Annotated in this window: 14 protein-coding genes and 2 pseudogenes; 5 read left to right on the top strand and 11 right to left on the bottom strand. The window is 38.9% G+C overall.

What is annotated here, in order from left to right; translation table 11 throughout:
- The first annotated feature begins 240 nt into the window (after positions 1-240).
- On the top strand, positions 241-387 hold the full coding sequence (locus DB41_RS11790; protein ID WP_039386943.1) for a hypothetical protein: 147 nt from the start codon (positions 241-243) through the stop codon (positions 385-387).
- Between the two features lie 36 nt (positions 388-423).
- Here the strand turns inward: DB41_RS11790 and uvrB are convergent.
- From uvrB to DB41_RS10110, 5 genes and pseudogenes are all read right to left on the bottom strand, one after another.
- Positions 424-2,416 (bottom strand): annotated as a pseudogene (uvrB, locus tag DB41_RS10130) (excinuclease ABC subunit UvrB).
- A 652-nt stretch (positions 2,417-3,068) separates the two neighbouring features.
- Positions 3,069-4,151: a tryptophan--tRNA ligase gene (gene trpS, locus DB41_RS10125; RefSeq protein ID WP_039386940.1), complete on the bottom strand. Its 1,083-nt coding sequence runs from the start codon at positions 4,149-4,151 to the stop codon at positions 3,069-3,071.
- Between the two features lie 12 nt (positions 4,152-4,163).
- Positions 4,164-5,390 (bottom strand): amino acid permease, encoded by a 1,227-nt coding sequence (locus tag DB41_RS10120; protein WP_039386937.1) that lies wholly within the window; start codon positions 5,388-5,390, stop codon positions 4,164-4,166.
- A gap of 15 nt (positions 5,391-5,405) precedes the next feature.
- Positions 5,406-6,623, bottom strand: a complete 1,218-nt coding sequence (locus DB41_RS10115; RefSeq protein ID WP_039386935.1) for an amino acid permease — start codon at positions 6,621-6,623, stop codon at positions 5,406-5,408.
- Positions 6,624-7,097: 474 nt separating this feature from the next.
- On the bottom strand, positions 7,098-8,744 hold the full coding sequence (locus DB41_RS10110; protein WP_039386934.1) for an FAD-dependent thymidylate synthase: 1,647 nt from the start codon (positions 8,742-8,744) through the stop codon (positions 7,098-7,100).
- A 297-nt stretch (positions 8,745-9,041) separates the two neighbouring features.
- Here DB41_RS10110 and rfbA point away from each other — a divergent pair, with 297 nt between their 5' ends.
- The 3 genes and pseudogenes from rfbA to DB41_RS10095 all read left to right on the top strand — a co-directional run bounded on the left by rfbA (position 9,042) and on the right by DB41_RS10095 (position 11,422).
- Positions 9,042-9,935: a glucose-1-phosphate thymidylyltransferase RfbA gene (gene rfbA, locus DB41_RS10105; RefSeq protein ID WP_039386931.1), complete on the top strand. Its 894-nt coding sequence runs from the start codon at positions 9,042-9,044 to the stop codon at positions 9,933-9,935.
- Positions 9,932-11,004 (top strand): annotated as a pseudogene (gene rfbB / locus DB41_RS12640) (dTDP-glucose 4,6-dehydratase). Before rfbA ends, rfbB begins: the two are co-directional and overlap by 4 nt.
- A gap of 148 nt (positions 11,005-11,152) precedes the next feature.
- On the top strand, positions 11,153-11,422 hold the full coding sequence (locus DB41_RS10095) for a hypothetical protein (protein ID WP_039386926.1): 270 nt from the start codon (positions 11,153-11,155) through the stop codon (positions 11,420-11,422).
- Here the strand turns inward: DB41_RS10095 and DB41_RS10090 are convergent.
- The 3 genes from DB41_RS10090 to mnmE form a co-directional block, all read right to left on the bottom strand.
- The gene (locus tag DB41_RS10090; protein ID WP_039386924.1) at positions 11,385-13,502 is read right to left on the bottom strand and encodes a hypothetical protein; all 2,118 of its coding nucleotides are present in this window, start codon (positions 13,500-13,502) and stop codon (positions 11,385-11,387) included. The two genes, DB41_RS10095 and DB41_RS10090, sit on opposite strands and share 38 nt — an antisense overlap.
- A gap of 166 nt (positions 13,503-13,668) precedes the next feature.
- The gene (nth, locus tag DB41_RS10085) at positions 13,669-14,292 is read right to left on the bottom strand and encodes an endonuclease III (protein WP_039386923.1); all 624 of its coding nucleotides are present in this window, start codon (positions 14,290-14,292) and stop codon (positions 13,669-13,671) included.
- A 4-nt stretch (positions 14,293-14,296) separates the two neighbouring features.
- Positions 14,297-15,676: a tRNA uridine-5-carboxymethylaminomethyl(34) synthesis GTPase MnmE gene (gene mnmE / locus DB41_RS10080; RefSeq protein WP_039386948.1), complete on the bottom strand. Its 1,380-nt coding sequence runs from the start codon at positions 15,674-15,676 to the stop codon at positions 14,297-14,299.
- 263 nt (positions 15,677-15,939) lie between these two features.
- On the opposite strand from mnmE, the gene DB41_RS10075 reads away from it, so the two are divergent.
- Positions 15,940-17,268 (top strand): sodium:alanine symporter family protein, encoded by a 1,329-nt coding sequence (locus DB41_RS10075; protein ID WP_238578498.1) that lies wholly within the window; start codon positions 15,940-15,942, stop codon positions 17,266-17,268.
- A 378-nt stretch (positions 17,269-17,646) separates the two neighbouring features.
- Here DB41_RS10075 and DB41_RS10070 read toward each other — a convergent pair whose 3' ends face one another.
- From DB41_RS10070 to DB41_RS10060, 3 genes are all read right to left on the bottom strand, one after another.
- On the bottom strand, positions 17,647-21,537 hold the full coding sequence (locus DB41_RS10070; RefSeq protein ID WP_039386920.1) for a tetratricopeptide repeat protein: 3,891 nt from the start codon (positions 21,535-21,537) through the stop codon (positions 17,647-17,649).
- Between the two features lie 457 nt (positions 21,538-21,994).
- On the bottom strand, positions 21,995-23,341 hold the full coding sequence (locus DB41_RS10065) for a LysM peptidoglycan-binding domain-containing protein (protein WP_039386918.1): 1,347 nt from the start codon (positions 23,339-23,341) through the stop codon (positions 21,995-21,997).
- A complete protein-coding gene (locus DB41_RS10060) occupies positions 23,338-25,125 on the bottom strand; it encodes a phosphoenolpyruvate carboxykinase (GTP) (protein ID WP_039386916.1) in 1,788 nt (595 codons plus the stop codon). Before DB41_RS10060 ends, DB41_RS10065 begins: the two co-directional genes overlap by 4 nt.
- Between the last annotated feature and the right edge of the window lie 274 nt (positions 25,126-25,399).

Raw genomic sequence — 25,399 nt, 5'->3', positions numbered from 1 at the left:
GGATGAGTGATAAAGTATACTTGAAGATAAGATAGTGAGAACAAAAAAGATAAACAATATTTTTGCCTCTTAAAATTGTGAGTGTCAATTTTAATCCTGCCCCCTCACCCCAATGAAGGGGGGCTCATTAAAATTGACGCAAACAATCTAAAAAGGGGCAAAACACCTTAAAAAAATAGGTTAAAAGAAAAAGATCTCAGGTTTTACAGAAAAATTGTTGCACAATCTGTGGATAAATGGATGAATGAGTATAATAACGAAAGAACATATACAGGAAAGCATTGTTTTGGTAAGACCCCTTTACAAGCATTCTTAGATGCAAAACATCTTGCGCAAGAAAAGATGTTAGATAAGTTACAACTGACAGAAATAGTATCTGCCAGGTAACTCATGTCTGTCAGTTCAAGTGCTATCTAGGACAGTTTAGGCAAGATCTATTTCCATCTGCTGATATCTACGCATTTGGTCACGTAGCTCTGCAGCTTCTTCAAACTGCATCGTTTTAGCTGCTCGTTTCATAGCTACTTCTAACATTTTTATTTTAGCCCGCACCTCTTCCAAGGTGAGATATTCATGCTGGGATTCGGCAACTTTTAAAGTTTTTTCCTTTTTTAGACTCTTCCTCTACCTCTTCTACCAAAGGCGAAATTTCCCGATGGACAGTCCGTGGAGTAATCCCATGTTCTGCATTATATTTTTGTTGGATAGCGCGACGTTCTTGGGTAATTCTTAACGCCTCTTGAATCGCTTTGGTCTTTTTGTCAGCATACATAATGACGCGTCCTTCACTATTACGAGCGGCTCTGCCACAAGTTTGAATTAACGCCGTTTCACTACGTAGGAAGCCTTCTTTATCGGCGTCCAATATGCACACTAAGGAAACCTCTGGAATATCTAAACCTTCCCGCAATAAGTTAATCCCGACTAACACATCAAATACTCCAGCTCGTAAATCGCGGATGATCTGCATTCGCTCAATCGTATCAATATCAGAGTGCAAGTATTTAGTATGTACGCCCAGCTCGTTAAGATATTTACTTAGTTCCTCAGATAGACGTTTAGTCAAAGTGGTAACAAGCACACGGCCGCCCTTGCTCGTATGCTGATGTATCTCTGCTAAGCAATCATCTACTTGCCCCTCTGCCGGCCGCACTTCAATCTCCGGGTCAAGTAAGCCGGTGGGGCGAATCACTTGCTCAATCACTTCGCCGCTAGCCTCCGCAACTTCCCAGGGACTAGGGGTTGCTGAAACATAGATCACCTGATGAATACGCTTATAAGTTTCTTCAAATTGCAAAGGTCTGTTGTCAAAAGCAGAAGGAAGACGAAAGCCAAAGTTGACCAACGTTTCTTTACGCGCACGATCTCCATTACACATGGCACGTAGCTGCGGCACAGTTTGATGAGATTCATCAATGATCATTAGATAATCGTGGGGAAAATAATCGATGAGACATGGAGGCGGATCGCCAGGATTACGCTTACTAAAATGGCGTGAATAATTTTCAATACCCTTACAAAAGCCAATCTCTTTAATCATTTCTAGATCATAGCGTGTACGCTCTACAATCCTTTGATGCTCAATATATTTTTTTTCTTTTTCATAATAGCTGGCACGTTCTTCTAATTCGGCCTTAATCGTTTCAAGAGCATGCAAACGAACTTCTTCGGGAGTGACGTGGTGAGAACTAGGATAAATAGTAATTTTCTCTAGACGATGCCGCACTTTACCTAATAAAGGATCTATCTCGCTAATCTGTTCGATCTCATCCCCAAAAAACTCTATACGTACTGCCCGCTCCTCTTCATAGGCAGGAAAAATATCCAATACATCTCCTCTAACACGAAAAGTAGCCCGTGAAAAGTCCATATCATTGCGTTTGTATTGCATTTCTACCAGATGTAGAAGAATCTCATCACGACGACGCGTTTGACCTGTTTCTAAGGTAAGATTCATTTCGCGATAATACTCAGGCGAACCTAAGCCATAAATGCAAGAAACGGAGGCCACAATGATAACATCGCGCCTTTCTAAAAGAGAGCGTGTAGCACTTAATCGCAATTTATCTATGCGATCATTGATAGCCATATCTTTTTCAATATAAGTATCTGTACGAGCTATATAAGCTTCCGGCTGATAGTAATCATAGTAGGAGACAAAGTATTCTACAGCATTATGGGGAAAAAAGGTCTTAAACTCTTGATAAAGCTGCGCTGCTAAAGTTTTATTATGAGCAATAATTAAAGCAGGTCGCTGGGTCCTAGCAATCACATTAGCAATCGTAAATGTTTTACCCGATCCTGTGATGCCTAACAAAACTTGCGTTTTGCGTTCCTGCAAAACGCCTTCACTCAGCTTTTCTATAGCTTGAGGTTGATCTCCACAAGGCTCATAATCAGTCACTAGCTTAAACATAAATAATTGTAGATAGTAAGTTTAAGGAAAAGCTAAGTATAACATTTTTTCTGAATGCCAGAAAGCATATTTTCATTTCTTGCTAAATTTGCTCTTAAAACCTTATTTTAAGTTTCAAATGGAGGATAAGAGATAATAACCCTCTTACATTCCTATTCGAAGAAAGCACTTTAGCTTAAAAAAAGTCACTTCAAAAGAAAGTCACTTTATCGGCCATAAGCCATTAAAGATATTAAACGGTAAAGATATTATATTACGAACTTATATTTAGTAGAAATCAGCCCTGTCTATCTACAGAGCTAGAGCATAGCCTATCCAAGCTGTGAACTTGGACAATCAGCAGCTCAATAGCCTTCCTTCAGCAAGATGATGGCTATCTAATCAGATTAAATCTTAAGTTAAAGCGAAATAGGCTGAAAAGCATGCCCACTGAAATAGAAAAGCATTTTAGGCTTTAACTGAAAAGGTTTGCGTCTTCATTACCTAGTTTGGCAAAGGAAAGAACTGATAACAAGCTTTTAAGGCACCCTTTTAGGCAATCATACTCTTAAAAAAAACCAGGCCCTTCAGTAAGAGAGGCAGCTGAGAAAGACCTAAATTTCTTCTTTAAATTACCGATCTTAAGTTATAAAGCTTACAAAAACAGAAGATTTTAAGAATATAATGATTGAGAGGCAACTTTCTCACGACGCTCACGAGCTATGCGAGAAATTTTATTCCAATTGCCCATTAATCCCATCGCACTACGCATTTCTTTTACAGTAGCATTAGAAACCTCGATCATTTTCTGAGTCCCTTCATAAATAATCTCTTCTATCAATCCCTTCTCTTCAGCAAAATGTTGGCGTCGCTCCCGTAGAGGCTCTAAGAAAAGGTTTAAAGCTACAGCTAATTTTTCTTTTACTTCTACGTCCCCTACCTTGCCTTCACGATAACGTTTTTTTAAATCTTCAACTTCGCTTTTATCTGGATTGAAAATTTCATGAAAAGTAAAGACAGGATTTCCTTCTACTGTCCCGGGTTGATGAGCATGAATTCTATGGGGATCGGTATACATGCTTTTTACCTTTTTCTCTACGGCCTTTTTATCATCTGACAAAAAGATACAGTTGCCTGCAGACTTGCTCATCTTTCCTTTATTATCAATGCCTACTAAGGTGGGTACATCACTAATAGAAGCTTCAGGCATAGGAAAAACTTCACCATACAATTGATTGAATCTACGAGCTATGTCTCTTGCCAGCTCAACATGAGCTTCATTATCTTTCCCCACGGGCACTACATGGGCACGAGGCATGAGAATATCGGCAGTTTGTAGAACAGGATATCCTACCAACCCAAAGGGCACACTCTCGGGATCCATATGGGCATTCCGGGCCATTTCCTTTAAGCTAGGTAAGCCTATCAGACGATTTAAAGAGACCATCATTTCAAAAATAAGATTCATCTCATAAACAGCTGGGGTAGCTGATTGCAGATAAATAGTAGTTTTAGCAGGGTCGATACCACAAGCTAAGTAATCTAAGACCATCTCTTTAAGATGCTCGCGCATCTTTAGAATATCTTCTTTGGTTGGCTTAGTCGTTAACATATGGAGATCTGCGATAATCAGATAACATTCATAGTGCTCTTGATAAGCTACTCGATTTTTTAGTGAACCTACATAATGGCCTAAATGTAAAAGACCTGTCGGACGATCGCCAGTAAGGATTCTTTTCTTAGCGCTTTGAGACATACCTATTATCCTTTAAAAATTCATTTCGATTTTTATTAATCCTAGTTGATTAGCCAGCTCTACTAAAATGACTAGCAAAGAAAAAATTATGGCCCCTATTAACCCTTCTTTTCCCCCACCCACTTGATAAGAAGAGGGCCATAACAGCCTATAGCGCTTAGACCATGCCATCAGAGGCGGAAATAATCCTAATAAAATCACCACCCCAAAAGCACCGGCATATTCTAAAGCGACCAAAAAGATACGCGGGCCGGATAAAGCAAAAACTAACGGGGGAATAAATGTACAAGCAAATAAAACTGCTTGCCCTTTTTTTGTTTTTTCTATCCTTAAGGAATCTTTAAGGCAATCAAAGAGGCTTAAAGAGACTCCTAAGAAGCTAGTGACTATGGCAAAGAAAGAAAAGCAACGTGCCAATAAGGCAAGATGGGGATTTCCTAAAACTATCGATAGCAGATAGGCACCATTAAAACCATTTTCATAGCCATCTTTTAACCCATAGGCTCCTTTTAAAGGAATAATACCCAATGTTAACAGTTCCCACAGGAGATAAACAATAAAAGGAATCAATCCTCCTACCCAAATAGCTACTTTTACATGCGTAGTATTTCTTTCCAAATAGTGGATAAGGCTAGGAATAATAATGTGAAAACCGAAAGAGGTAGCCACGATAGCTACCGAAGTTAATAAGTACTTAGGATCCACATGTTTTAATAAACTGATATCTACATAAGGAGCGAGAAATAGAACCATCATCACATACGCAAGGGCTAGCCCTGCCATCAATAAACGATTAAGATAATCTACCGAGCGGGTGCCTCGATGTAAAAAGCAGCTAAAAATGATTAATAAACAGACCGCTCCTAACCATACAGGTAAAGAGTAACCTGTTAAAAGTTTTATGCAATCCATAATGATAGGGCCGCTTCCTGCAAGATAAGCTGTAGTTAGAGAATAGAGCAAAAACAGGTAAGTCACCCATCCAATCCATTCTCCTGGACGACCTAAAGTTTGCTTGGCCATGGAAATGATATTTACCTGACTCCCCATTGCAAGGTTAACCTCGAGTAGCAAAAGCGCTGTATAGGTCATGTACATCCAAAAAAGCGCTAGGAGAAAAATTGAGGGAAAAAAACCTGCAAAGCCTGTGATCACAGGAAGAGCTAGCATCCCTGCTCCTATAGTTGTTCCGGCTACGAGAAGTATTCCTCCTATAAGCTTATACTGGCTTTTAAGCATCTCACTTTTCCATCGTTAAGAGGTTATCGTCTGATATAATTGTAAAATAATAATGCTTACCGAACACAAAATGATCAGCAAAAGGATAGGTTTTCCTCCAGCTATAAATTGAGGTCCTTTAAAGTTTTTATGATAACGCCCTGACCACACCATCAACGCTGGTAAGATGCCAAAGATAATGACAGCTCCAAATCCGCCTGCATAATTGAGAGCTGTTAAAAATACGCCAGGATGAATAAGCGAGAAAAGATAAGGTGGCAACAGAGCTAGACTACATAAAGCGATTTTCCCGCCACTTCTTTTCGGAATTTTAAAACCATCTGCTAAAAAATCGACAAAACTTAAGGAAACTCCTAGAAACGAAGTGACAATAGCAAAAAAAGCAAAAAATTGAGCAATATCCACAACCCATGAAGCACCTACGACTATTTTTAAAGCTTGGGTCGCCATTTGCCCTTCGCTGCAGGCTACTCTTAAGCTATCTTCGCCTTCTAAAGGCACAATACCTAGAATAAGCCTCTGCCATGCTAAATAAATAATCAAAGGAATAAAGCTACCCATTGCCAATGCTATGCACAAGCGTCGGCTATCTCTTCCTAAATACTGGGTTAAACTGGGGACCAGATTATGAAATCCAAAAGAGACAATCATAGCAGGAATAACAAAAAAAGCTGCTGGCCAATCGTAATGTTTCAAAAGCTTTTGATCTATATGGGAACTGCCTATACAGACGATTAAAAGATAGGTAAGAAGGAGTCCAAACATAAGCAAACGATTAAATTTGTCTACTGTGCTTGTTCCACTATAAATCATAAGACCGAATAGCGCACTCATGATAAGTCCCCCTACCCACCTGGGAAGATGAATGGCGAAAAACAGATCAAAAAAATCGGCAAATAGCGCGCCACTGCCTGCGACATAAGCTACCATCAGAGAGTAAAAAAGAAAGAGAAAAACTATCCAGCCCACCGCTTTACCCATCTTTCCTAGTGTTCGATCGGCTAAAGATACCACATTGATATCTTCTTTAAACCAAAGGTTAGCCTCTAACAACAATAACCCTGTAGACAACATAAAGATCCAACAGATAATAAACATGATCACTGAAGGCTTAAAACCTGCTTGGGCAGATAAGACAGGCAGGCCTAACATCCCAGCGCCAATACAACAACCGGCCACTAATAAAATAGCCCCTAAAATACTCCCTTGAGAAGCAAACGTTTGATTATCCATGTATTTTCCAAAAAACGAATTAAAAGCTTGGTGATTAATAAAAAGGCAAATAGTTAGAAAAAATTATGCAGGTGGTTTATTGTCACCAAAAGAAGGGTAAAAATCTAGAAAAATAAAATAGAATAGTCATAAGGTTTAGCGTAGTAAATTTTTAGCATGCTACCACTCTAGTTTTATTATTGAGAAGATAAAAATGAAGATCAAGCCTAGAAAGATATAGAACTCCTTTAAAATTAAAAAGCTTAGAGTTTATACAAAGGAATTTTTAATAGCTAGGAGGCTCTAGGAGACATTAATAAACTCTTCAAAATTATAAACTTTAACGTAAAGATAGTCCCCTTGTCAGTACCTATATTTTATGCACATGCTTATTAACAAAAGTAGGCAAGAGAGACGCTTAACTTAAAAAACAAGCTCTAAAGCGGAAATTGTTCTCACTTAATTAGCTGGTTTTCAATCCTTTAAAACCCTTTTCTAAGCCCTTTGTTTGAAATGATGCTTTTCCACCCTTCGCTGTTCCTGGCCCATCCGTCCCATGTCATATCCTTCATAATCGACGAACTTAAAGAAACGCTCAAAAGCAGGAAATTTCTCACAAACTTGACGAGCCATACTTTGAGCAATAAAACGATAGGTAGGATGACCTGCAGCAGCAGAACGTAGCTCACACATCCATTGTAGGGCGCGCAAGTTAATCTGAAAATACCATCTTACATTATAAGCCATAGGAACTACATACTGGGCTTCTTCAGGAAATTCCGTGGCGATTGCCTGGTAAGCGTCTTTAGCTTTATGCATGGCCATCGTATAATCTTCTTCGAAAGAAGTCCCTGAAATTTCAGGAGGGATATAGTAGCCATAATCACAGCCTAGCAACTGGCGTTCTTGCGTAAGTAGGCGATGACGGTGGAGGTCACGATAAGCACCAAAATCGGTAATAAATTCGAAAGTAAAATTAGCATGTTCAAGAGCACGAGGAGATTTATGGCGTCGATTTTCGCGTGCATTGCAGCCAGCGTCTAGAATGCGAATTAGCTCTTCTTCTGGTAATCCCAGGCAATGATTCCACAGATCCACTAAACTCTTATTGCTATGCGAAAATAACAAGGCAGCCGCTACTTTAATTACGGCATCCTGATCATCACCTATTAGACGAACGCCTGGCTCACTACTTTTCTCAGGATATCCTACATTGAGATTGGCAACCACCTGAAGATCTGTTTGCATAGCTTCAAAAAATCTACAAAAGTTTTCATGGGTCTTGTGGGTAGGTTCAGCTCTACGCACAAAAGAAGGAATTACTTTAGATAATTCATCACCCATCCTTTTCCCAATACCTTGCATTTCAGCTAGATTATTACAATGGAGCTTATGGATCATCTGCTCATAAAAACGTCCATTGCCAAAAATCCCCATATTAGTCAAGGTTCCTGCAGGTAACAAGCCTCTCAAGCAATCTAATACCTTAGCTCTTAAAGCCGCTGTATAGGCCGTCTTTGAAGCAGTGGGTTGATAAGGAAACTTTTCCTCAAACAATTGAGTTAAAGGCGGGATAAGCTTAGAGTAAGTTTCAAAAAGCATATTGCAAGTGCTTACATAGATATCTCGATAAGCAGAAGTCATCAAGATGGGCTCACGATAAAAGAGATACTCTCCCTTAACTTTTTGATCAAAATAAATGTAGCGTGTAGATTTCTCCAGAGGAGAACCCCCTATGCGACAGTCTTCAATAAATTTAGCTGATAACATAGAAACATTTTCAATGGCTATGTGAGCTCCTCCTAACTCTCCTATCGAGTCATCTCCATATCCATCCAAAATGCGATCATAGAAATTTTGTGCTTTTTTGATGGCTAAAGACTGGTCGTTATCCTGCTCTGAATGTTCCTTATCTGCTCCGGCAATCGTCAAAAACCCCGATTCTTCTTCATTGGAGATAAATTCTTTAAGTAACAGCGAACGAAGGCCTAAAGTAGAACGAGAGTAGCGTGAAAACAAGGCTCCCTTGATGACTTCCGGAAGATTACGAAGGACAAAAATATGACCACTCGTGTTGGTCACGTAACGTTCCAAAATTTTACGCTGGCTTTCTGTGAATTCTTCATAGTCATCTAATAACATACTTTACCCATGAATAGATTTTGCTGGATGGCAAAATTATTGTGCAAACCGAATTCTCTTGCAAGATTAACCTGGAGAAACCACTATAATTAATTAGCAATCGTTTAACCTTAAACAGTTTAAGTGCAAAATCCTTTATCAACTGATAAGCTGAAGCTTTTTTTGCTGCTCCTCTAGATGTTTAGCTCTTAAAAAAAGCTGGTGTTCAAAAAAATTGACAAATTCCTGCAACATTCATAACATCCTTTAAAATCTTAAGATATTTTCACCAATTCTTACCTTGCAAGGCATAAAACAATGAAAGGTATTATTTTAGCAGGTGGCAGCGGCACACGTTTGCATCCTCTAACCCTAGGGGTTTCTAAACAGTTACTTCCTGTCTATAACAAACCCATGATCTATTATCCTCTCTCTATTCTCATGTTAGCTCATATCCAAGATATTCTTATCATCACGACGGCTGAAGAACAATTTTTATTTAAAAGGCTCTTGGGTGATGGCTCACAATACGGCTTATCTCTAAGTTATGCTGTACAAGCTAAGCCGAACGGTCTTGCTGAAGCATTTATTATTGGCCAAGACTTCATTGGCAACGATGCTGTCTGCTTAATCTTGGGGGATAATATCTTCTACGGCAACCATCTAGGGCCTTTGCTAGAAAAAGCTTTGTCAAAAACACTTGGCGCTACTCTCTTTGGATATGAAGTCAAATCTCCCGAACGGTATGGAGTGGCGGAAATAAATGAAAAAGGCCTAGTCATCTCTTTAGAAGAAAAGCCTACCCAGCCAAAATCTAATATTGCTGTCACCGGCCTCTATTTCTATGACAATCAAGTGGTAAAAATTGCTCAAACTTTAAAACCCTCTGCAAGAGGCGAATTAGAAATTACAGATATTAATCGTGTCTATATGGAAAAAGGTCAAGTTTCCTTAAATGTCATGGGCAGAGGCTTCGCTTGGCTAGATGCAGGAACCTATGAAAGCTTGATGCAAGCAAGTCAATTTGTACAAGTGATTGAAGAGCGACAGGGCTACTGTATTGCTGCACTTGAGGAAATTGCCTACCATCAAAAATTTATTTCCCTAGAACAACTTTATGCTCTGGGAGAAAAACTAGGTAAAAGCGGATATGGCCAATACCTACTAGACATTGCTGAAAAGGAAAATAATATTTTAAAGGGTCTGGTATGAAAATAAAAAGAAAGGTTAGTAATATTCTTGTGACAGGAGGTTCAGGTTTTATTGGCTCTGCCTTTATTCGTTATCTTCTTAAAAATGTCCCTCACTTTAAAGGATTATGTCTTAATTTTGATTTATTAACCTATGCGGGTAATCCTCAAAACTTAAAAGAAGTAGAAAACGATCCGCGCTATCTTTTTCATCAAGGTGACATAAAGAATGAAGTCTTTATTGAACATCTGTGCCGAGAATATGCGATTGATACTATCATTCATTTTGCAGCCGAAAGTCATGTCGATCGTAGTATTCATGGGCCTAAAGAGTTTATTGAGACCAATGTATTAGGTACCTTTCACCTTTTAGAAGTTATCCGTAGGCTCCCTCACATCCATTTCCATCATGTTTCTACCGACGAGGTCTATGGATGCTTGGGAAATGAAGGCTTTTTTACAGAATCAACCCCCTATGCACCTAATTCTCCTTATTCTGCTTCAAAAGCTTCTTCCGATCATCTCGTACGTGCTTATGGAAAAACTTACCACCTATCTACTTGCATCTCTAATTGCAGCAATAATTACGGCCCTTATCATTTTCCTGAAAAACTTATTCCTCTGACCATCATTAATTGTCTAAGAAAAAACTTATACCTATTTATGGGCAAGGTACTAACGTACGTGACTGGTTGTATGTGGAAGATCATGCCAAAGCGCTGTGGATGTTACTGGAAAAAGGAAATTCAGGAGAAACTTACAATATCGGAGGTGAAGAAGAGTGGCGCAACATTGATCTCATCCATGAAATCATCAAAATTTTTGCCGAGATCAAGCAGGTTAATCAAGAGCCTTATATTAAGCTCATTGAATACGTGCAAGATCGCCCCGGGCATGACTTCCGTTATGCCATTGATTGCTCCAAAATTAAGAAAGAAATCGGCTGGCATCCTGATCACAACTTCTCCCAAGGCATTAAGGAAACTATCCTATGGTACATCAATCATCCTCTATGGATTGAAAATGTTCAATCGGGCGCTTATCTAAAATGGATAGACACTAACTACGCAAACCGTTCCACATGCAAATAAGAGGCTAAAATTAAACTTTTTTAAGCATCTTTATCTCCTTAGGCCAAGGAATGCCTAGGTCCTTTTGCAAGAAGGAATTCATTTAGATATTCCTGATAAAAATGCTCAGAAATTTCTAGAATTGGCTTTATGCTAAGCCTCCCTTCAAATGGCAAAGAAGCTAAATATCCCTCTTGTCTGTGGACGTATTGCCGAGGTTCCTTTTGAAGGCATTCCTCAAGATTATCCTCATCCTATTGAATCCTTGGCTGCTAATCGTGCACCTTCTGAAAAGTGTGATCCCTTGGATCAGCAATTCCATGCAAGCGAGTCTTATGATAAAGCTGATATAAGATATGCAAAGAGAACTAAAGAAGAAACAGAGTCTGGGCATTACAGCCTCATGAAATCCAGGGTTTTATGGCGTCCCGGGGAATAAGCTGGGATTTTGGAATGCTAAAGACGCTATTCAAACATTGTTCATCACTTCCTGTAGCCCCTATCGCATCACAGCATTCATAAGGGGCTCTCCCCCCTAAGGAAACAATGGCATGCTCATAAAGCAGATGCTCAGGATTATTAGATGAATAAGCTTTTAAAAGAGGCAAGCTAAGAGAAGATGCTTTAGCAAGGGCAGCTTTAACAATAGCTTTTTCAAGTTGGTCATAAGGCGAAACTATACCTTGTTTTGTTTCCGTATAAGGTAAGGAACTGTAAAAAGTTTCCAAAAAAAGAACGGGCGTTGCAAGATTTTCATTCCAAAGCAAGCGTACAATGGCTCTCCCAATCATTTTGCCCTGGCTTTTAATGCACAACAGCTTGTTTTTCCCATCAAGGATATAGGCTAATAATGCTTTATTATCTTCACAATTTCCCTCAATAGAAAGGCAACTTCCTAAAACTTCTGTGGTACATAAAAGCAAATCTTCTACAGCATCACTCTCCTCCACTATGCACCCTACAACTGCAGAGGCTAGCGACTCTCCTAAAAAGCTTTCGTCAATAAAATATCGAACCTCATTTCTTCTCCAGCGCTTTTCCAAGGCAGGAAAAGAATTAAAAACATGGCTTAAATGAGGACTTAAGGAAGAGTCATATCTTTTATCGTGAAATCGGTCTTGCATAACATCGTGGAAAAACTCCTTTAACTTTTTTAAAACAACTCTCCTTCCTGCTTCCTCTTCTAATCTTTGTAATTTAATAGCATAATCAATCAAAGCGTGAGGGCGGCGAAATGAAGCAAAAGTGGTAAAATATTTAGAAAAATCAAAAGAAAGCTCAGAAGTAGAGAGCAAAGATAAATGCTGGAGAGCCTTTAAAAATTGGTTGGGCAGCAAATCTTTTGACGCTTTAAGTGTTAACCCTTCAAATACCTTAGGGTTGCGAAAAGCTAATAATCCTTTTAAAGCTACTGCTTGTAAAAAGATTTCCTGTTTATGGCTTGAAAGAAATACAAGGCGAAAGAGAGCGCTTTTTTGATCATCGCTTAAGAGAAGGGATAGACTGATATGAAGAATAGTAGACAGAACATGATTTAGTTTTTTAGGAGATAGCTGACAAACCCCCTCCCAGCATTCTTTTCTAAAATTAAGAAGCGTAAAGAGGAGTAATGGCAAAGAAGCGTTATCTATTTTACAGTTAACTTGCAGAAATAAAGGAAAATAATACGAATCGAAAAATAAAGCTACTAAAGGATATTTAAGAGAGTCCTCTAGCTTACTTAAGCACTCTATAAGCTGTAGACTTTTGAGGCTCTCTTCCTGTGTAGAAATTGAAAGGAGGGCTAGACGATCGAAAGCAAAGGCAATCCAAATAAGCATTTCTTTTTGTTGCAAAAAGGGCTCGAAAGCTTGCAAGATCTTTTCTAAAAAACGATCAGTTGCCGTTATATCTATAGATTCCCCTTTCTTGGTTAGATAAAGAAAGATCTCATCGATTAATCGATTCTCTTCTTTTATATCGATGAACTTTTCCAACACTGCACTTAAACTACTGCTATGGCTGAAAAACTGGCGATTTGATTTGGAAAATGCCGCTCGCCATTCATTTACAGTAGAAGAATCATACACAAGCGCTATTTTGAAAAGTTCAAGCTTTTGATCTAGGGAGAGCCCAGCAAAACTTTCTATTTTAAGGATTATAGGTACAGAAAACTTCTCAAGATAAAGACGCAGCACTTTAAATTGGCTATCGGCATCTCTTAATCCCCGCTGCTCGATGATTTCATAAAGATCCTCAGGATCTATTTCTAGGTCTTTCCTCCACTCTTGAAGGACTTGCTGGGTAACCGATGATGCAGGCTCTGTAGGCAAAATAGATCTTTCCTTAAGGCTCTTTATCGCTTGCACCTGTCCAAGCAAAGGAATATTTGAAGGAAAAATATGATAAGCAACAACATGCGACACTTTACTATCCAGAAAAGCTTCTAGCGATTGCTTATCTCTTTGCGGATCTACTCCCATCTTTTGTTGTCCAAAAATTTTACTCTCCTGCGAAACTTTAGGGGGAGAATAAGTCATAGCCTTACCTTCTTATAGGATGCGTTCAAAACCTATTATAGCTTTTTTAGCGTTGTTATTCTTTATTTATACTCTTAAAAGCTTTTTTGCAAACTATTCCTTAATAACATTTTAAAGAATGCTTTTTGCTAGCTTGCCTACCTCGCAAGCATATCTATAAGCTCGCTTACGATGGAGTTATTATCCTGCAAATAGGACATCTATCCACATGAGGATGACGAGCCGAACAGTATTCACGCGCAAAATAGATGATTTGTAGATGCAATTTATTCCAAGTCTCTTGAGGGAAGAGGAGCTTAAGATCTTTTTCTACTGCTGCAACTGTTTTCCCCTTACTTAGCCCCCAGCGTAGGGCGCATCGATAGATATGAGTATCTACAGGAAAAGCAGGCTTGCCAAAAGATTGACTTAAGACCACAGACGCAGATTTATGGCCAATGCCTGGCAAGGCTTCTAGTTCTTCAAAGGTGTCAGGCACCTTGCCTTGATATTTTTCTGCAAGAATTTCTGAGAGGCGATGGATAGCAGCAGCTTTACGTGCAGAAAGTCCACAAGGACGGACAATCTTTTGAATATCTTCTATGTCTAACTGGGCCATCTTCTCGGGCGTATCAGCTTTAGCAAAAAGCTTAGGGGTCACTTGATTAACGCATTTATCGGTACATTGAGCAGACAATAGCACAGCTACGAGGAGAGTATAAGGATCTTTATGTAAAAGAGGAATAGGAGGATTAGGATAAAGCTTGTTTAATATTGCAAAAATTTTGGCTGCTTTTTCTTTTCTATTCATCTAATCATTTACCGATGCAAAATGTCGAAAATATGGCGGATAATATATCTTCTGAAATGTTTGTTCCAATAATTTTCCCCAGTTCAGCTAAGCATTGCCGCATGTCCATCGATAAAAACTCTGGGGAGATATTCCCCTTTAAACCTGATAAGACATTTTGGCCTGCTTGAATAGAGAGTTGTAGGGCTTCTCGATGGCGGACATTAGTGATCAATACCTCCTCTTTAGAAGGAGGTCCTTCTTTCCAAATGACAGAGTCGATCACCTGCCGTAATCGATCGAGTCCTATTTTTTGTTTTGCCGATAAGGGCACTACATAGGGTAGATGAGCGATAGCAGGTAAAGATACATGGGGCAAATCGATCTTATTCCATATCACAATCGTCTTAGCAGCAGGGACTTCCTTAAGCAAAAAGTGATCCTGCTCCTCGATCCCTTTGGTAGCATCTAACACAAGAAGAATAAGATCCGCTTGTCCCATAGCTTCTTTGGAGCGGCGAATGCCCTCTTGCTCAACTAGCTCATCTGTCACCCGAATCCCTGCTGTATCTAGCAGGCGCAAATTAAGCCCATTTAAACGTATTTCATCTTCGACAATATCACGTGTTGTTCCAGGAAAATGAGAAACAATTGCACGCTCTTTATCGAGGAGTGCATTCATTAAAGAAGATTTGCCTACATTGGGACAACCTACCAAACAAAGTGAAATTCCTTCCTGTAATATTTTTCCATCGCGAAACGTGTTAAAAAGAGATTGCATATCTATAAGAATAGCCTCCAAATCCTGGCAAATCTCTTCTAGCGTAGTAAATTCAAGCCCTTCATCGGGAAAATCTACCCAGGCCTCTAAAATAGCAGCGATCAAGGTGAGACGTTCTTGAAAGCCTAATACTTTCGCGGATAAGGAGCCTTTTAGCTGGCTTTCTGCGGCTTGGAGGGCATATTCATTCCTAGCACCAATCAAAGATTGTACTGCCTCAGCTTGCGCCAGATCTAGTTTACCATTCATAAATGCTTTAAAAGTAAATTCGCCTGGGCGAGCGGCTCTTGCACCTGCTTTCAATATAACTTCTAATACATGGCGGGTAATCAAGCTACCCCCATGACATTGCACTTCCACAGTATCTTCCCCTGTGTAAGAGCGACGTCCACGCATGACCAAGAGCAACACATCATCGATAGGCTGATTATTCAAGTCGCGTATTTGACCATAATGAGCAGTATGGGACTTATAGCTATGCACAGGACCGGAAAAGACTTTTTTTGCTACGTCAAAAGCTTGATTGCCCGATATCCGGACAATCGCCACGCCTCCTTCTCCCGGGGGGGTGGCTATAGCAGCAATTGTCTCACCAGGTACATAAGGTTGATGTATAAAATCCATAGATAAAAAAAAATTGTAAATTACTGAAAAATAATACAATATGCAAAGCTTTAAATCAAGAAAGCAACCCCTACCTTTCAAATAATTTTCTTGAAAGCTAGCTTATTTTGTGATATTTTGTCCGCATGCATGCAAGAATTGATTTTTTTGCTAACTTTTTTACCTTTTTCCCCTAATCTTTAGAGGGATTCCTTCATTTTTTACTATTTTTTTCTAAAAAACTATTAACTAATAAAATCGAGAATTTAATGGACCTTTATATAATGCCAAGTTTAGAAAGGACCAATCAAATTTTCACCTTGTGTGTTGTATTCCCCTTTATCATACTCTTAGGCCTTTATTTCACCATAAAACTTCGTGGCTTTCAAATTGCTAGGCTCAAAAACAGCTTTAGTTATCTACTTAAACAACAACAAAACGCACAGGGAAATATTAGTTATTTTGAAGCCATTTCTACTGTATTGGCAGGAAATTTTGGCACCGGCAATATCTCCGGTATGGCTATAGCCCTCTCAACAGGTGGGCCGGGTGCTTTAATATGGATGTGGATCATTGCTTTTTTTGGCTCAGCAATCCAATATTCAAGCTGCATTTTAGGAGCCAAATATCGTCAGAAAGATGAAGGTGGAGAGTATGTAAGCGGCCCTATGTACTATCTAAGTAAAGGGCTTGGCTTAGACAGCTTAGCTAAAATATTTTGTATTTTCACTATATTTGCTGCCTTAGCAGTAGGTAATTTTGCTCAGATCAATTCCATGACGCTTCCAATCCAAAAGATGGGCTTTTCCCCTTTATTGTGTGGCTTTATATTTGCTTTCTTTATTGGACTCGTCTTATTAGGCGGCATTCAAAGAATTGCACGTTTTGCCTCCATCATCGTGCCCTTAAAAGCTTTTCTATACCTTACTTTTACTTTGATTATCCTCTATTTAAATCGTGAAAAGGTCTTGCCTGCTTTGCAATTAATGTTCACCTCCGCTTTCAACTTTCAAGCAGCAGCGGGGGGCATCATAGGAAGTAGCACCTTAAAAGCCATCACGACTGGCTTTAACCGAGCTATTTTTGCTACAGATGCAGGCACCGGAATTGTACCCATTTTACAAGCAAGCGCACGTACCGAACATCCTGTAATCGATGGGCTTGTGTCTCTTGTGGCTCCTTGTATGGTTTTGATTGTATGTACGATGACAGGCCTTGTTTTATTGGTTACGGGTGCTTGGCAGCACGGTGATTTACAAAGCACCAATATGGTCACTTATGCTTTTCGTATAGGCCTGGGACATCAAATCGGTGAATATGTGGTCATCATTGCCCTCATTATGTTTGGGTTTACTACTATTCTTGCCTGGGCTTATTGTGCCACGCAAGCGATCACTTATCTAGGAGGGCATCGTTTTGCACGCCCCTTTACCTATCTTTATATTTTACTGATTCCCTTAGGAACTTTGATTCAGATAAATTTAGTATGGGGCCTTGCTGACCTCTGTATTACTTGTATGCTAATTGTTAATCTGATAGGCATCACAGGCCTTGCTCATGAAGTGATTATCGATAGTCGGGCCTATTTTAAGGGTGATAAATTAAAGACTTAAAAACGCTATAGGCAAAGAAAGAGCTTAATCAAGTTTAAAAATATATTAAAAAAATTGAAGAAAGGGTTCAGGTGAATTGAAAGAGGCTAAATTTCTTAATTCTGCATGACGGCTAAAATAAGTCACGCGGGTATAAACAATCCCCCGTCTACTCACCTAGTTTGCGCCGATCTAAAAAACTTTTCCGTCTAAGCTAAAATTTTTTAAATAGCTTCTTCTCCTCCAGGCTTCCAGCTATCTTCGCAAAGGCTGTTCCATATTTATCAATCATTTTTAATTCTCTTATTATTTTTTGCCCCTCTTGCAAGAGCAATTTCAACAATTGGTATTTTGATTACATGTTATCTTAGTGAGGCAATTTAACTGCTCTCTCTAAGCCTAGTTTTTGAATGATTTTGAGTCAATTTTGCATGGGGAATAGCGAATGACCATATTGGGGTTATTCTCAAGAAGAGGTTGAAGTTCAATACGTAAAGCATTCTGAAAGCAGAAAACTGCTTTGGCTCCATCTCCTTGAGCTTGGTAAATGGATGTAAGATTACGGTAACAATCAGCCATTTTGGGATGATTTTCTCCAAAAACCTTGCGATTGATCTCGAAAGCTCGCTCAGCATATTTTGCTGCTTTTTTAAACTCTCCTTTAGCCTTGTAGACCAGCCCTAGATTGCTATAACCCGATGCCATTCGCGGATGATCTTTACCAAAAATTTCACGATCAATTTTAAGCGCTTTATTAACATATTTAATTGCTTTTTCAAATTTTCCTAGGGCTTCATAATTCATTCCTAGATTGTTGTAATCTCTTGCTACCTTAGGGTGATTTTTACCAAAAATTTTCTTGTCAATTGCAAGCGCTTGCCTAATAAGCTTTTTTGCTTCTTTTAAATTGCCTTGGGCTTTGTAAATGAGTTGAGCCAAACCATTGTAAAAGCTCGCCATCAGGCGATAATTTTTGCCAAACAGCTTAGAATCAATAGATAACGCTTGATTGATGCACCTAGCCGCTTCCTCTACCTTTTTTTGATCGAGAACTACTTCATCTAGCTTTCTGCGAACAGGAGTTTTTTTATTTAAATTATTTTGAACAAGAGCCGCTTCCCCTAACTTACTTTGATCGAGATAAATTACTCCTAGATTAATATAATGAAATGCCACATTCGGGTGTTTTTCACCAAAAATTCTGCGATCAATTTTGAGAGCTTGTTCGATATCTTTAGCCGCTTGTATCAAATTCCCTTGCGTTTGGTAAATTTTCCCTCTATTGGCATAAATTATGGCCATAATTGGATGATTTTCTTTATATAGTTTATAAGCGATTTGCCATGCAGCCTCGATACACTCAATCGCCTGCTTTAAATTTCCTTGTTCTTGGTAAATATTTGCCAGGTTGCTGAAACTTTGTACCGTTTCTGGATCATTCTTCCTAGCAAGATTGCGGTTAATTATAAGAGCATGATTTAAATACTTAGCCGCTTCATTTAAACGCCCCTGATCGTAGTAAATCATTCCTAAAGCACTATAAGATCCTATTAAAATCGGATGATTTTCACCAAAAAATTTGCGGCGGATTCTGAGCGCTTCGTGAGTAGATGCAGACGCTTTTTCTAAATTTCCTTGCTCGTAGTAAATCACTCCCAGATTATGGTGGTTATGTGCTACCCTCGGATGATTTTCGTCAAACATTTTACTGTTAATTTCGAGCGCTTGATTCACATATCTAGCTGCTTTATCCAGCTTCATTTGATCTTTGTAAATCATTCCAAGGTTGTTGTAATATACAGCCGTGCTTAGAGCATTTTCCCTAAAAAGCTTAAGGTTGATTTCGAGTGCCTTCTTAACATACATAACTGCTTTTTTTAACTTTCCTTGGTCTAGGTAGATCGAGCTTAGATTATTGTAATACGTTGCTAGAGTCTCATAATCTTTTTCTTGAAGTGAAAATTTAATGGCAAGCGCTATCTTGGTATACCTAGCCGCCTGCCCTGCATCCCCTTGAGCTTGATAAACCATTCCCATATTATTGTAATCTCTTGCCAGGGCTATAAAATTTTTATTATAGCTCTCTTTATTTATCTCAAGTGCTTGATTGATACATCGAGCCGCTTCATCTAACCTTTTTTGCTCAAGGTAAATCATTCCTAGAGCATTTAATACATGACTATTCTTGGAATCCTTTTCACTAGCTTGCTTATACCGCTTTTCTGCCTCTTGGTGTTGAAAAAGCCTTAAAGCTATGGCTCCTTCCATCTCGGGTGAATCATCTAGAGTGGAAAGCTTAAGGGAATCTTCTTCCCCTGATGAAAACATATGGATGATAGCCTGGCCGAAAGGGATAAAAACGCGGTAAATCTTCTTTATCTGCGCTAAAGCTGCATTATCTAGTGCAAGCTGCTTTTGGATAAGTGTAGGATCCTCCAATCCGAAAGGTTGAATTAAAGGATTCATCATTTCATTTTGGGCTTTATACTTACAATAGGTCCTTAGGCGCATTAACAATGCTACACTCATCCATTCTTTTAGCTTTTTAGCGCTATCCTTATTTAAAACCTTTTTTTCTTTTAACCGATCAATCCTGGTAAAAGTATCCATTGCTGAGATTTCTTTGAGAAGGGCTAACCGGTCCAAGGCTAGATGAGGAAAGCGATAAAAGTCATTCTTAGCTTTAAAAAGCATGCCTTGTGTTTTTAAGTCTCCTAGTCCTGGGTAAAAAGTTACCATATCTTGATAAAACAAATGCTGCTTAGCTAAATATTGACGAAGAGCAGAGCCTTCTTGATAAAAAACCTTAAGTTTTTCTTGAACTTTTTCCTCATATTGCTTGGTTAGCTCTGGATTGCCTAACAGATGAGTGAATGTCAAAAGTTCCATAGGAAGATGAGGTTCTTTCTCATGCCACCATTGGCCTTTTTCATCTTTAGCAACATATTGCGACATCTTTTCAGTAGTTTGAATAAGCTCAAATGTTATCCCATTACCCAGAGGCGTTTTACAGCCTTTTCCTTCTACCCCTTCCCCATCAAAAGCAAAACCTCTAGGGGTAATACTATCAAAAAAATCTATCTCTTTTATACGCGGAATATTCAAAGCAGGAAGAATAGTTTCTCCTAAATTAATGACTTTTAAATGCAGTAAAGCAGTGAGATGTCTAAAATAATTTCTGCTAGAAGAAGAATCTTTTTCTATAAGAATACCAAACTCTAAATCAGAGTAGGGTGTCATTTCCTCCCTCGCTAAGGAACCAAAACCTATCATTGCATATTCACAAGGTGCCGGGCCTAAAATGTCTATCGCTTGCTTTACAAGAAAACCGAAAAAACTTTTTATATGTAGAGCAATACCTTGGTAAAGCTCTTTTACTTGTTGAGAAGAAGGATTTGGTCCGAGAACTTGAATTTTCTTCTCTACTTCTTCTCTAAATTTTTTTAATGCGCTGCGATTGCTTTCAAATTGTTTCTGCATTTGTTCAAGGCTTATAGGTTCTCCTTCGCATAGTTTAATAAGAAGATTTTGAGCTTTGAAAAGCTTCTCTTTAAGAATTTCTCCTTTATCTTCTGAAGAAGATAATAAAGAATGTCTTTTTAAAGCATAATTATAAAGTCCTGCAGCTTGAAGAAGCGTTTTAGAAGTTCTTTTTTCCACATAAATATCGCCTAGTTTTTCGATACATAGGCTTTCTTGCAAAAAATCCTTTTTTTGGACGGCAAGTTTTAATTCTAACACATAGGACACTTCCCGTTTACTTGGTGAGAAAAATTTGTCGCTTCGAAAGATAAAGTAAGCAATTCTATTTACGCAATCTGATAGCCACCCTAGGTAGGGTTGTAATTTTTGAGAGTAATATGGACTCCAAAACATGTCACTACTTGGCATGGTTTGGTTAAACCATTGAATACAGTTTCTTATAATACTATGATGAAGTGTGGGGTATGTAGAGGTTAAAAAATCAGAGCCCTTAGAAAGCTTAATGTTTCTACCTGCATCATTCTGCTCTTTTTCCTTGCGCAAGGCAGCTTTAAAATATTGAAGATAAAAATTTTCGTATAAATTATTTCTTTCTATCAATTGAGATTTATTTTCGTGAATAATTTGTTTCCACTTTTTGCATACCAGCTCTGTACGACATAAATCTTGCAATGCTAGCCTTGTAAATATTCTTAAAGCGATTTCAGTATATACTACGGTTTTTTCCTCCGAGGTAGTAGAAGTTTCTTCCATTTCTTTAAATACAGGAAATATATATTGAGGAGTAGATAGGCTTTCTAAGTTCATAGGTTTATTTAGTTTTAACCAGTTGAGTGTTCAACTAGTTTTTATATTATTTTAAAATGATTTGCAATTTTTTTTCTGAGTTTGACACTTCTAGTTTATAAGTGGCCTTCTTGCGTAAATGATCTTATAGCTCGTCTGTTAAGTACTACCACCTAAGTTAGCACCCGATGCCCTTTGGGCATTCCAAGCTTTGTCATCTTATTCATAGCCAAAACAACAAACATTGATAATACGCTTTAAAAAAACTTAGTCTGCATACCCAACCCTCTGAAAGATGTGTCTCTGCTTAACAAAAGGGATTTTACAAAGCACGCAACTGCATAAGAAGTAGATTAAAATCTTATAATCAATGTTTTAAGTCTAACGAGTGTCCAAGTCAGGAAAAACTGTTTTAGTGATGGCAAAACAATCTAGGATTTTTTTCTACTGGTGTGAAAAGATTTTCTAAAGTTACAATTTAAGAAGGAATTCTTAAAGGTGTGCCGGGTTTCAGAGCATCTGTTTTAAGTTTATTGTAGTCACGCAAAACCTCAATATCGACCTTAAAGCGCCGAGAAATTTTCCATAGAGAATCGCCTTCTTGAACAATATATAAACGATCGGAAGGAAAAGAAGTAGGTGACTTAGGAGCTTTAGGTGCTAACGTTTGACTAGCAGGTTTTTTAGGGGAAGAATTAAATGGGGTTGGAGGAGGAGGTGATAGAGGGACAAGAGGCTTAGAGGGATTTTCTCTGATGATGGGCTTTTTAAGAGGTACTTCGGCGGAAGAAGCCCCTAATATAAAGCGTTTCATAGCACCATGAGGTAAATTGTTTTCAGGAATCAGCTCTCCTGCATACTGGTATAATTTAGCTCCTGCAGCTTTCCATACATTATCACTGCGCGGCCTGTCCAGCAGGTCTAAAGCATACTTTTCACTTTCAGAAGTTTTATCTTCTAATAGTGCTAGTAAAGCTAGTACATGATAATCATCGAGTTTATTCAAAGCAAACTCCCCATCTACTTTCAAGAGTAGATAAGCCGCATGTTTGGACTGACCATCCACATATTCTAATAAAAAACGTTGCCTTCTAGCAGCTGAAAGATCTTGGACAATTTTTTGTTGCTCAGCAAAGCCTGATAGCATGCCCCATGTACCGTCCAAAAGCATATTTTGTAGCTCTATTTTACTTACTGGCATTTCAGCTCGATTAAAAAGCCATTCTACAGCAAGAAATTCTGAGGTCATAAAAAACGCATCGGATAAACTAGCATCCTCCCGCTCTTTAAATTTTTTAAGCTGCAAAAACAGTCCTTTGCTAGTTAAAGGCCATCTTTCAGTGTTAGCAAATTGGATAACCGCTTGAAAATTTTCGTCCGATAATCCTGGATAAACAGTAATCATAGCGGGTTGCCCACTTTTAAGCTGACCATATATAATAGAACGTTGCTGCGCCAAAGGTGGCTGGCCTAATAAGGCACGCGATAAGTCGAAATGATGAAATGCAACCAAGCAGGCTAGAGCAATATCCCGTTGCGTATAACCATTTTCTATTAGCTGATGATTTGAAAGCCTAGCTACCAATTCATCAAAAGATAATGAACGAAAATAATGGATTAATTCAATATTTCCCTTTGTACTAGCTAAAGGAACTTGTTGCTCTTGTTTTAATGCAGGCTTTTGCTCAAAATAAAGGGGTGGCGGAGCATCTTTAATAAACCAATAAAAGAAGAGAGAAAGGAGAATAATATTTAAAGCTCCACTAGCGGTTAAAACTAGGATAAGCCTGCGTATATATTTTAAATGAAGATTATCTAGATTCATTGCAATCGTGACTCAAGGGAAAGAATTTCTTGCAGCAGGCTTTTGGGCAATCGGTCACCAAACATTCTGAAGTAAGCTTTAGTTTCGTGCACCTCTTTTTTCCATTGTTCTTTATCTATATAAAAAAGGTTAGCTAGGGCATCTTCTGTAATAGGTAAATTACTTATGTCAAGATCTGTAGGGCCAGGAATATAGCCTAAAGGTGATTCAATTGCATTGTTTATCCCAGCGCAACGTTCAAAAATCCATTTCAACACACGAATATTTTCGCCATATCCTGGCCAAAGCCACTCACCCTTCTCTCCTTTTCTAAACCAATTGACGTAAAAAATTTTTGGTAATTTTTCAGGATGAGTCTGCTTTTCCATAGATAGCCAATGAGCAAAATAGTCCCCCATGTTATAACCACAAAATGGCAGCATAGCAAAGGGATCGCGCCGTAGCTTACCTACCGTTCCTCTAGCAGCGGCAGTCATCTCAGAAGAGACACTAGCACCAAAAAAAACACCATGCTGCCAGCTAAAAGATTCCAAACATAGAGGCTGTAGAGAGGAACGTCTGCCCCCAAATACAATGGCGGAAATGGGCACTCCTTTTGGATCTTGCCAAGCTGGGTCTATAGCTGGACATTGAGAAGCTGAAACTGTAAAACGAGAGTTTGGATGCGCAGCTGGAGCTTTAGAGGTAGGAGTCCACTCCTGACCTAACCAATCCTTCAAATGCTTAGGTATCTGCTCTGTCATCCCTTCCCACCACACATCGCCCTCATCTGTCAAGGCCACGTTTGTAAAAATGCTATTGCGTTCAATGCTCCGCATAGCCTGGCAATTAGATTTCATTGAGGTACCTGGTGCCACGCCAAAAAAACCTGCTTCCGGATTGATAGCATATAAACGTCCATCGGCGCCAAATTTCATCCAGGCAATATCGTCACCAATGGCTTCCACCTTCCAGCCGGGAAGGGTAGAGGTCAACATGGCCAAATTTGTTTTACCACAAGCACTAGGAAAAGCCGCGGCTATATATTTTTTCTCTCCGTAAGGGTTAGTAAGCCCCAAGATAAGCATGTGTTCTGCCAGCCACCCTTCATCCCTTGCCATCACCGAAGCAATACGCAAAGCAAAACATTTTTTACCTAAAAGAGCATTCCCTCCATAACCACTTCCAAAAGACCAAATGGTACGCTCTTCAGGAAAATGTACAATATATCGATGATCAGGATTACAAGGCCAATAGGTGTCTTTCTCCCCATCAGCCAAAGGCTTTCCTACAGAATGTATACAGGGAACAAAAGAGCCAGTCTCCCCTAACACATCCAATACTTTTTGGCCCATACGAGTCATATGATGCATACTGACGACGACATAGGGCGAGTCTGTAAGCTCTACTCCTATATGAGAAATATCAGATTCTAAAGGACCCATGCTATAAGGAATAACATACATGGAACGTCCTCGCATACATCCTTTAAAAAGAGCTTTCAAAGTTTTTTTCATATCCTGAGGATCGCGCCAATTATTGGTAGGCCCAGCATCTTCCTTATTTTTTGAACAAATAAAAGTACTTTCTTCTACACGCGCGACATCGCGTGGGTCGGAACGGCAAAGAAAACTATGGGGACGCTTACTAGGATTAAGTTGAAGAAAAGAGCCAGCTTTTAGCATTTGCTCACACAGCTGGTCATATTCAGCTAAAGAACCATCGCATAAAATGAGGCGATCAGGTTGCGTTAATTGCCGCATCTCTTCAATCCATTCGTTAAGACGCGGATTTTTAATTTTCATATTGCCAACCTTTAAGCACCCTTATTCTCCTCTAGCCAAGCCTAAAAAATTCAATAGGTATCACCAAGTAGAGTCCTGATCTATTTTTTATCTAAACAAGCTTAATAAGTAAGGTAGGAGAAAATGAAAAATATGAATACTCACACAGCACTATTGCTTGATAACCATTGATCTCATCTTTAGAATTCTTTTAAAAGCAGCTAAGAATTTTTATAAATATTGGGTCACTGGAGATCTTAAAATTAGCTGGGTTAGCTTTAAACTCTGTCTGCTA

Origin of the sequence: Neochlamydia sp. TUME1, assembly GCF_000813645.1 — a bacterium.
Classification (GTDB): domain Bacteria; phylum Chlamydiota; class Chlamydiia; order Chlamydiales; family Parachlamydiaceae; genus Neochlamydia.
The sequence above is the reverse complement of the archived record's forward strand: the minus strand, read 5'-3'. Positions and strand labels throughout refer to the sequence as shown.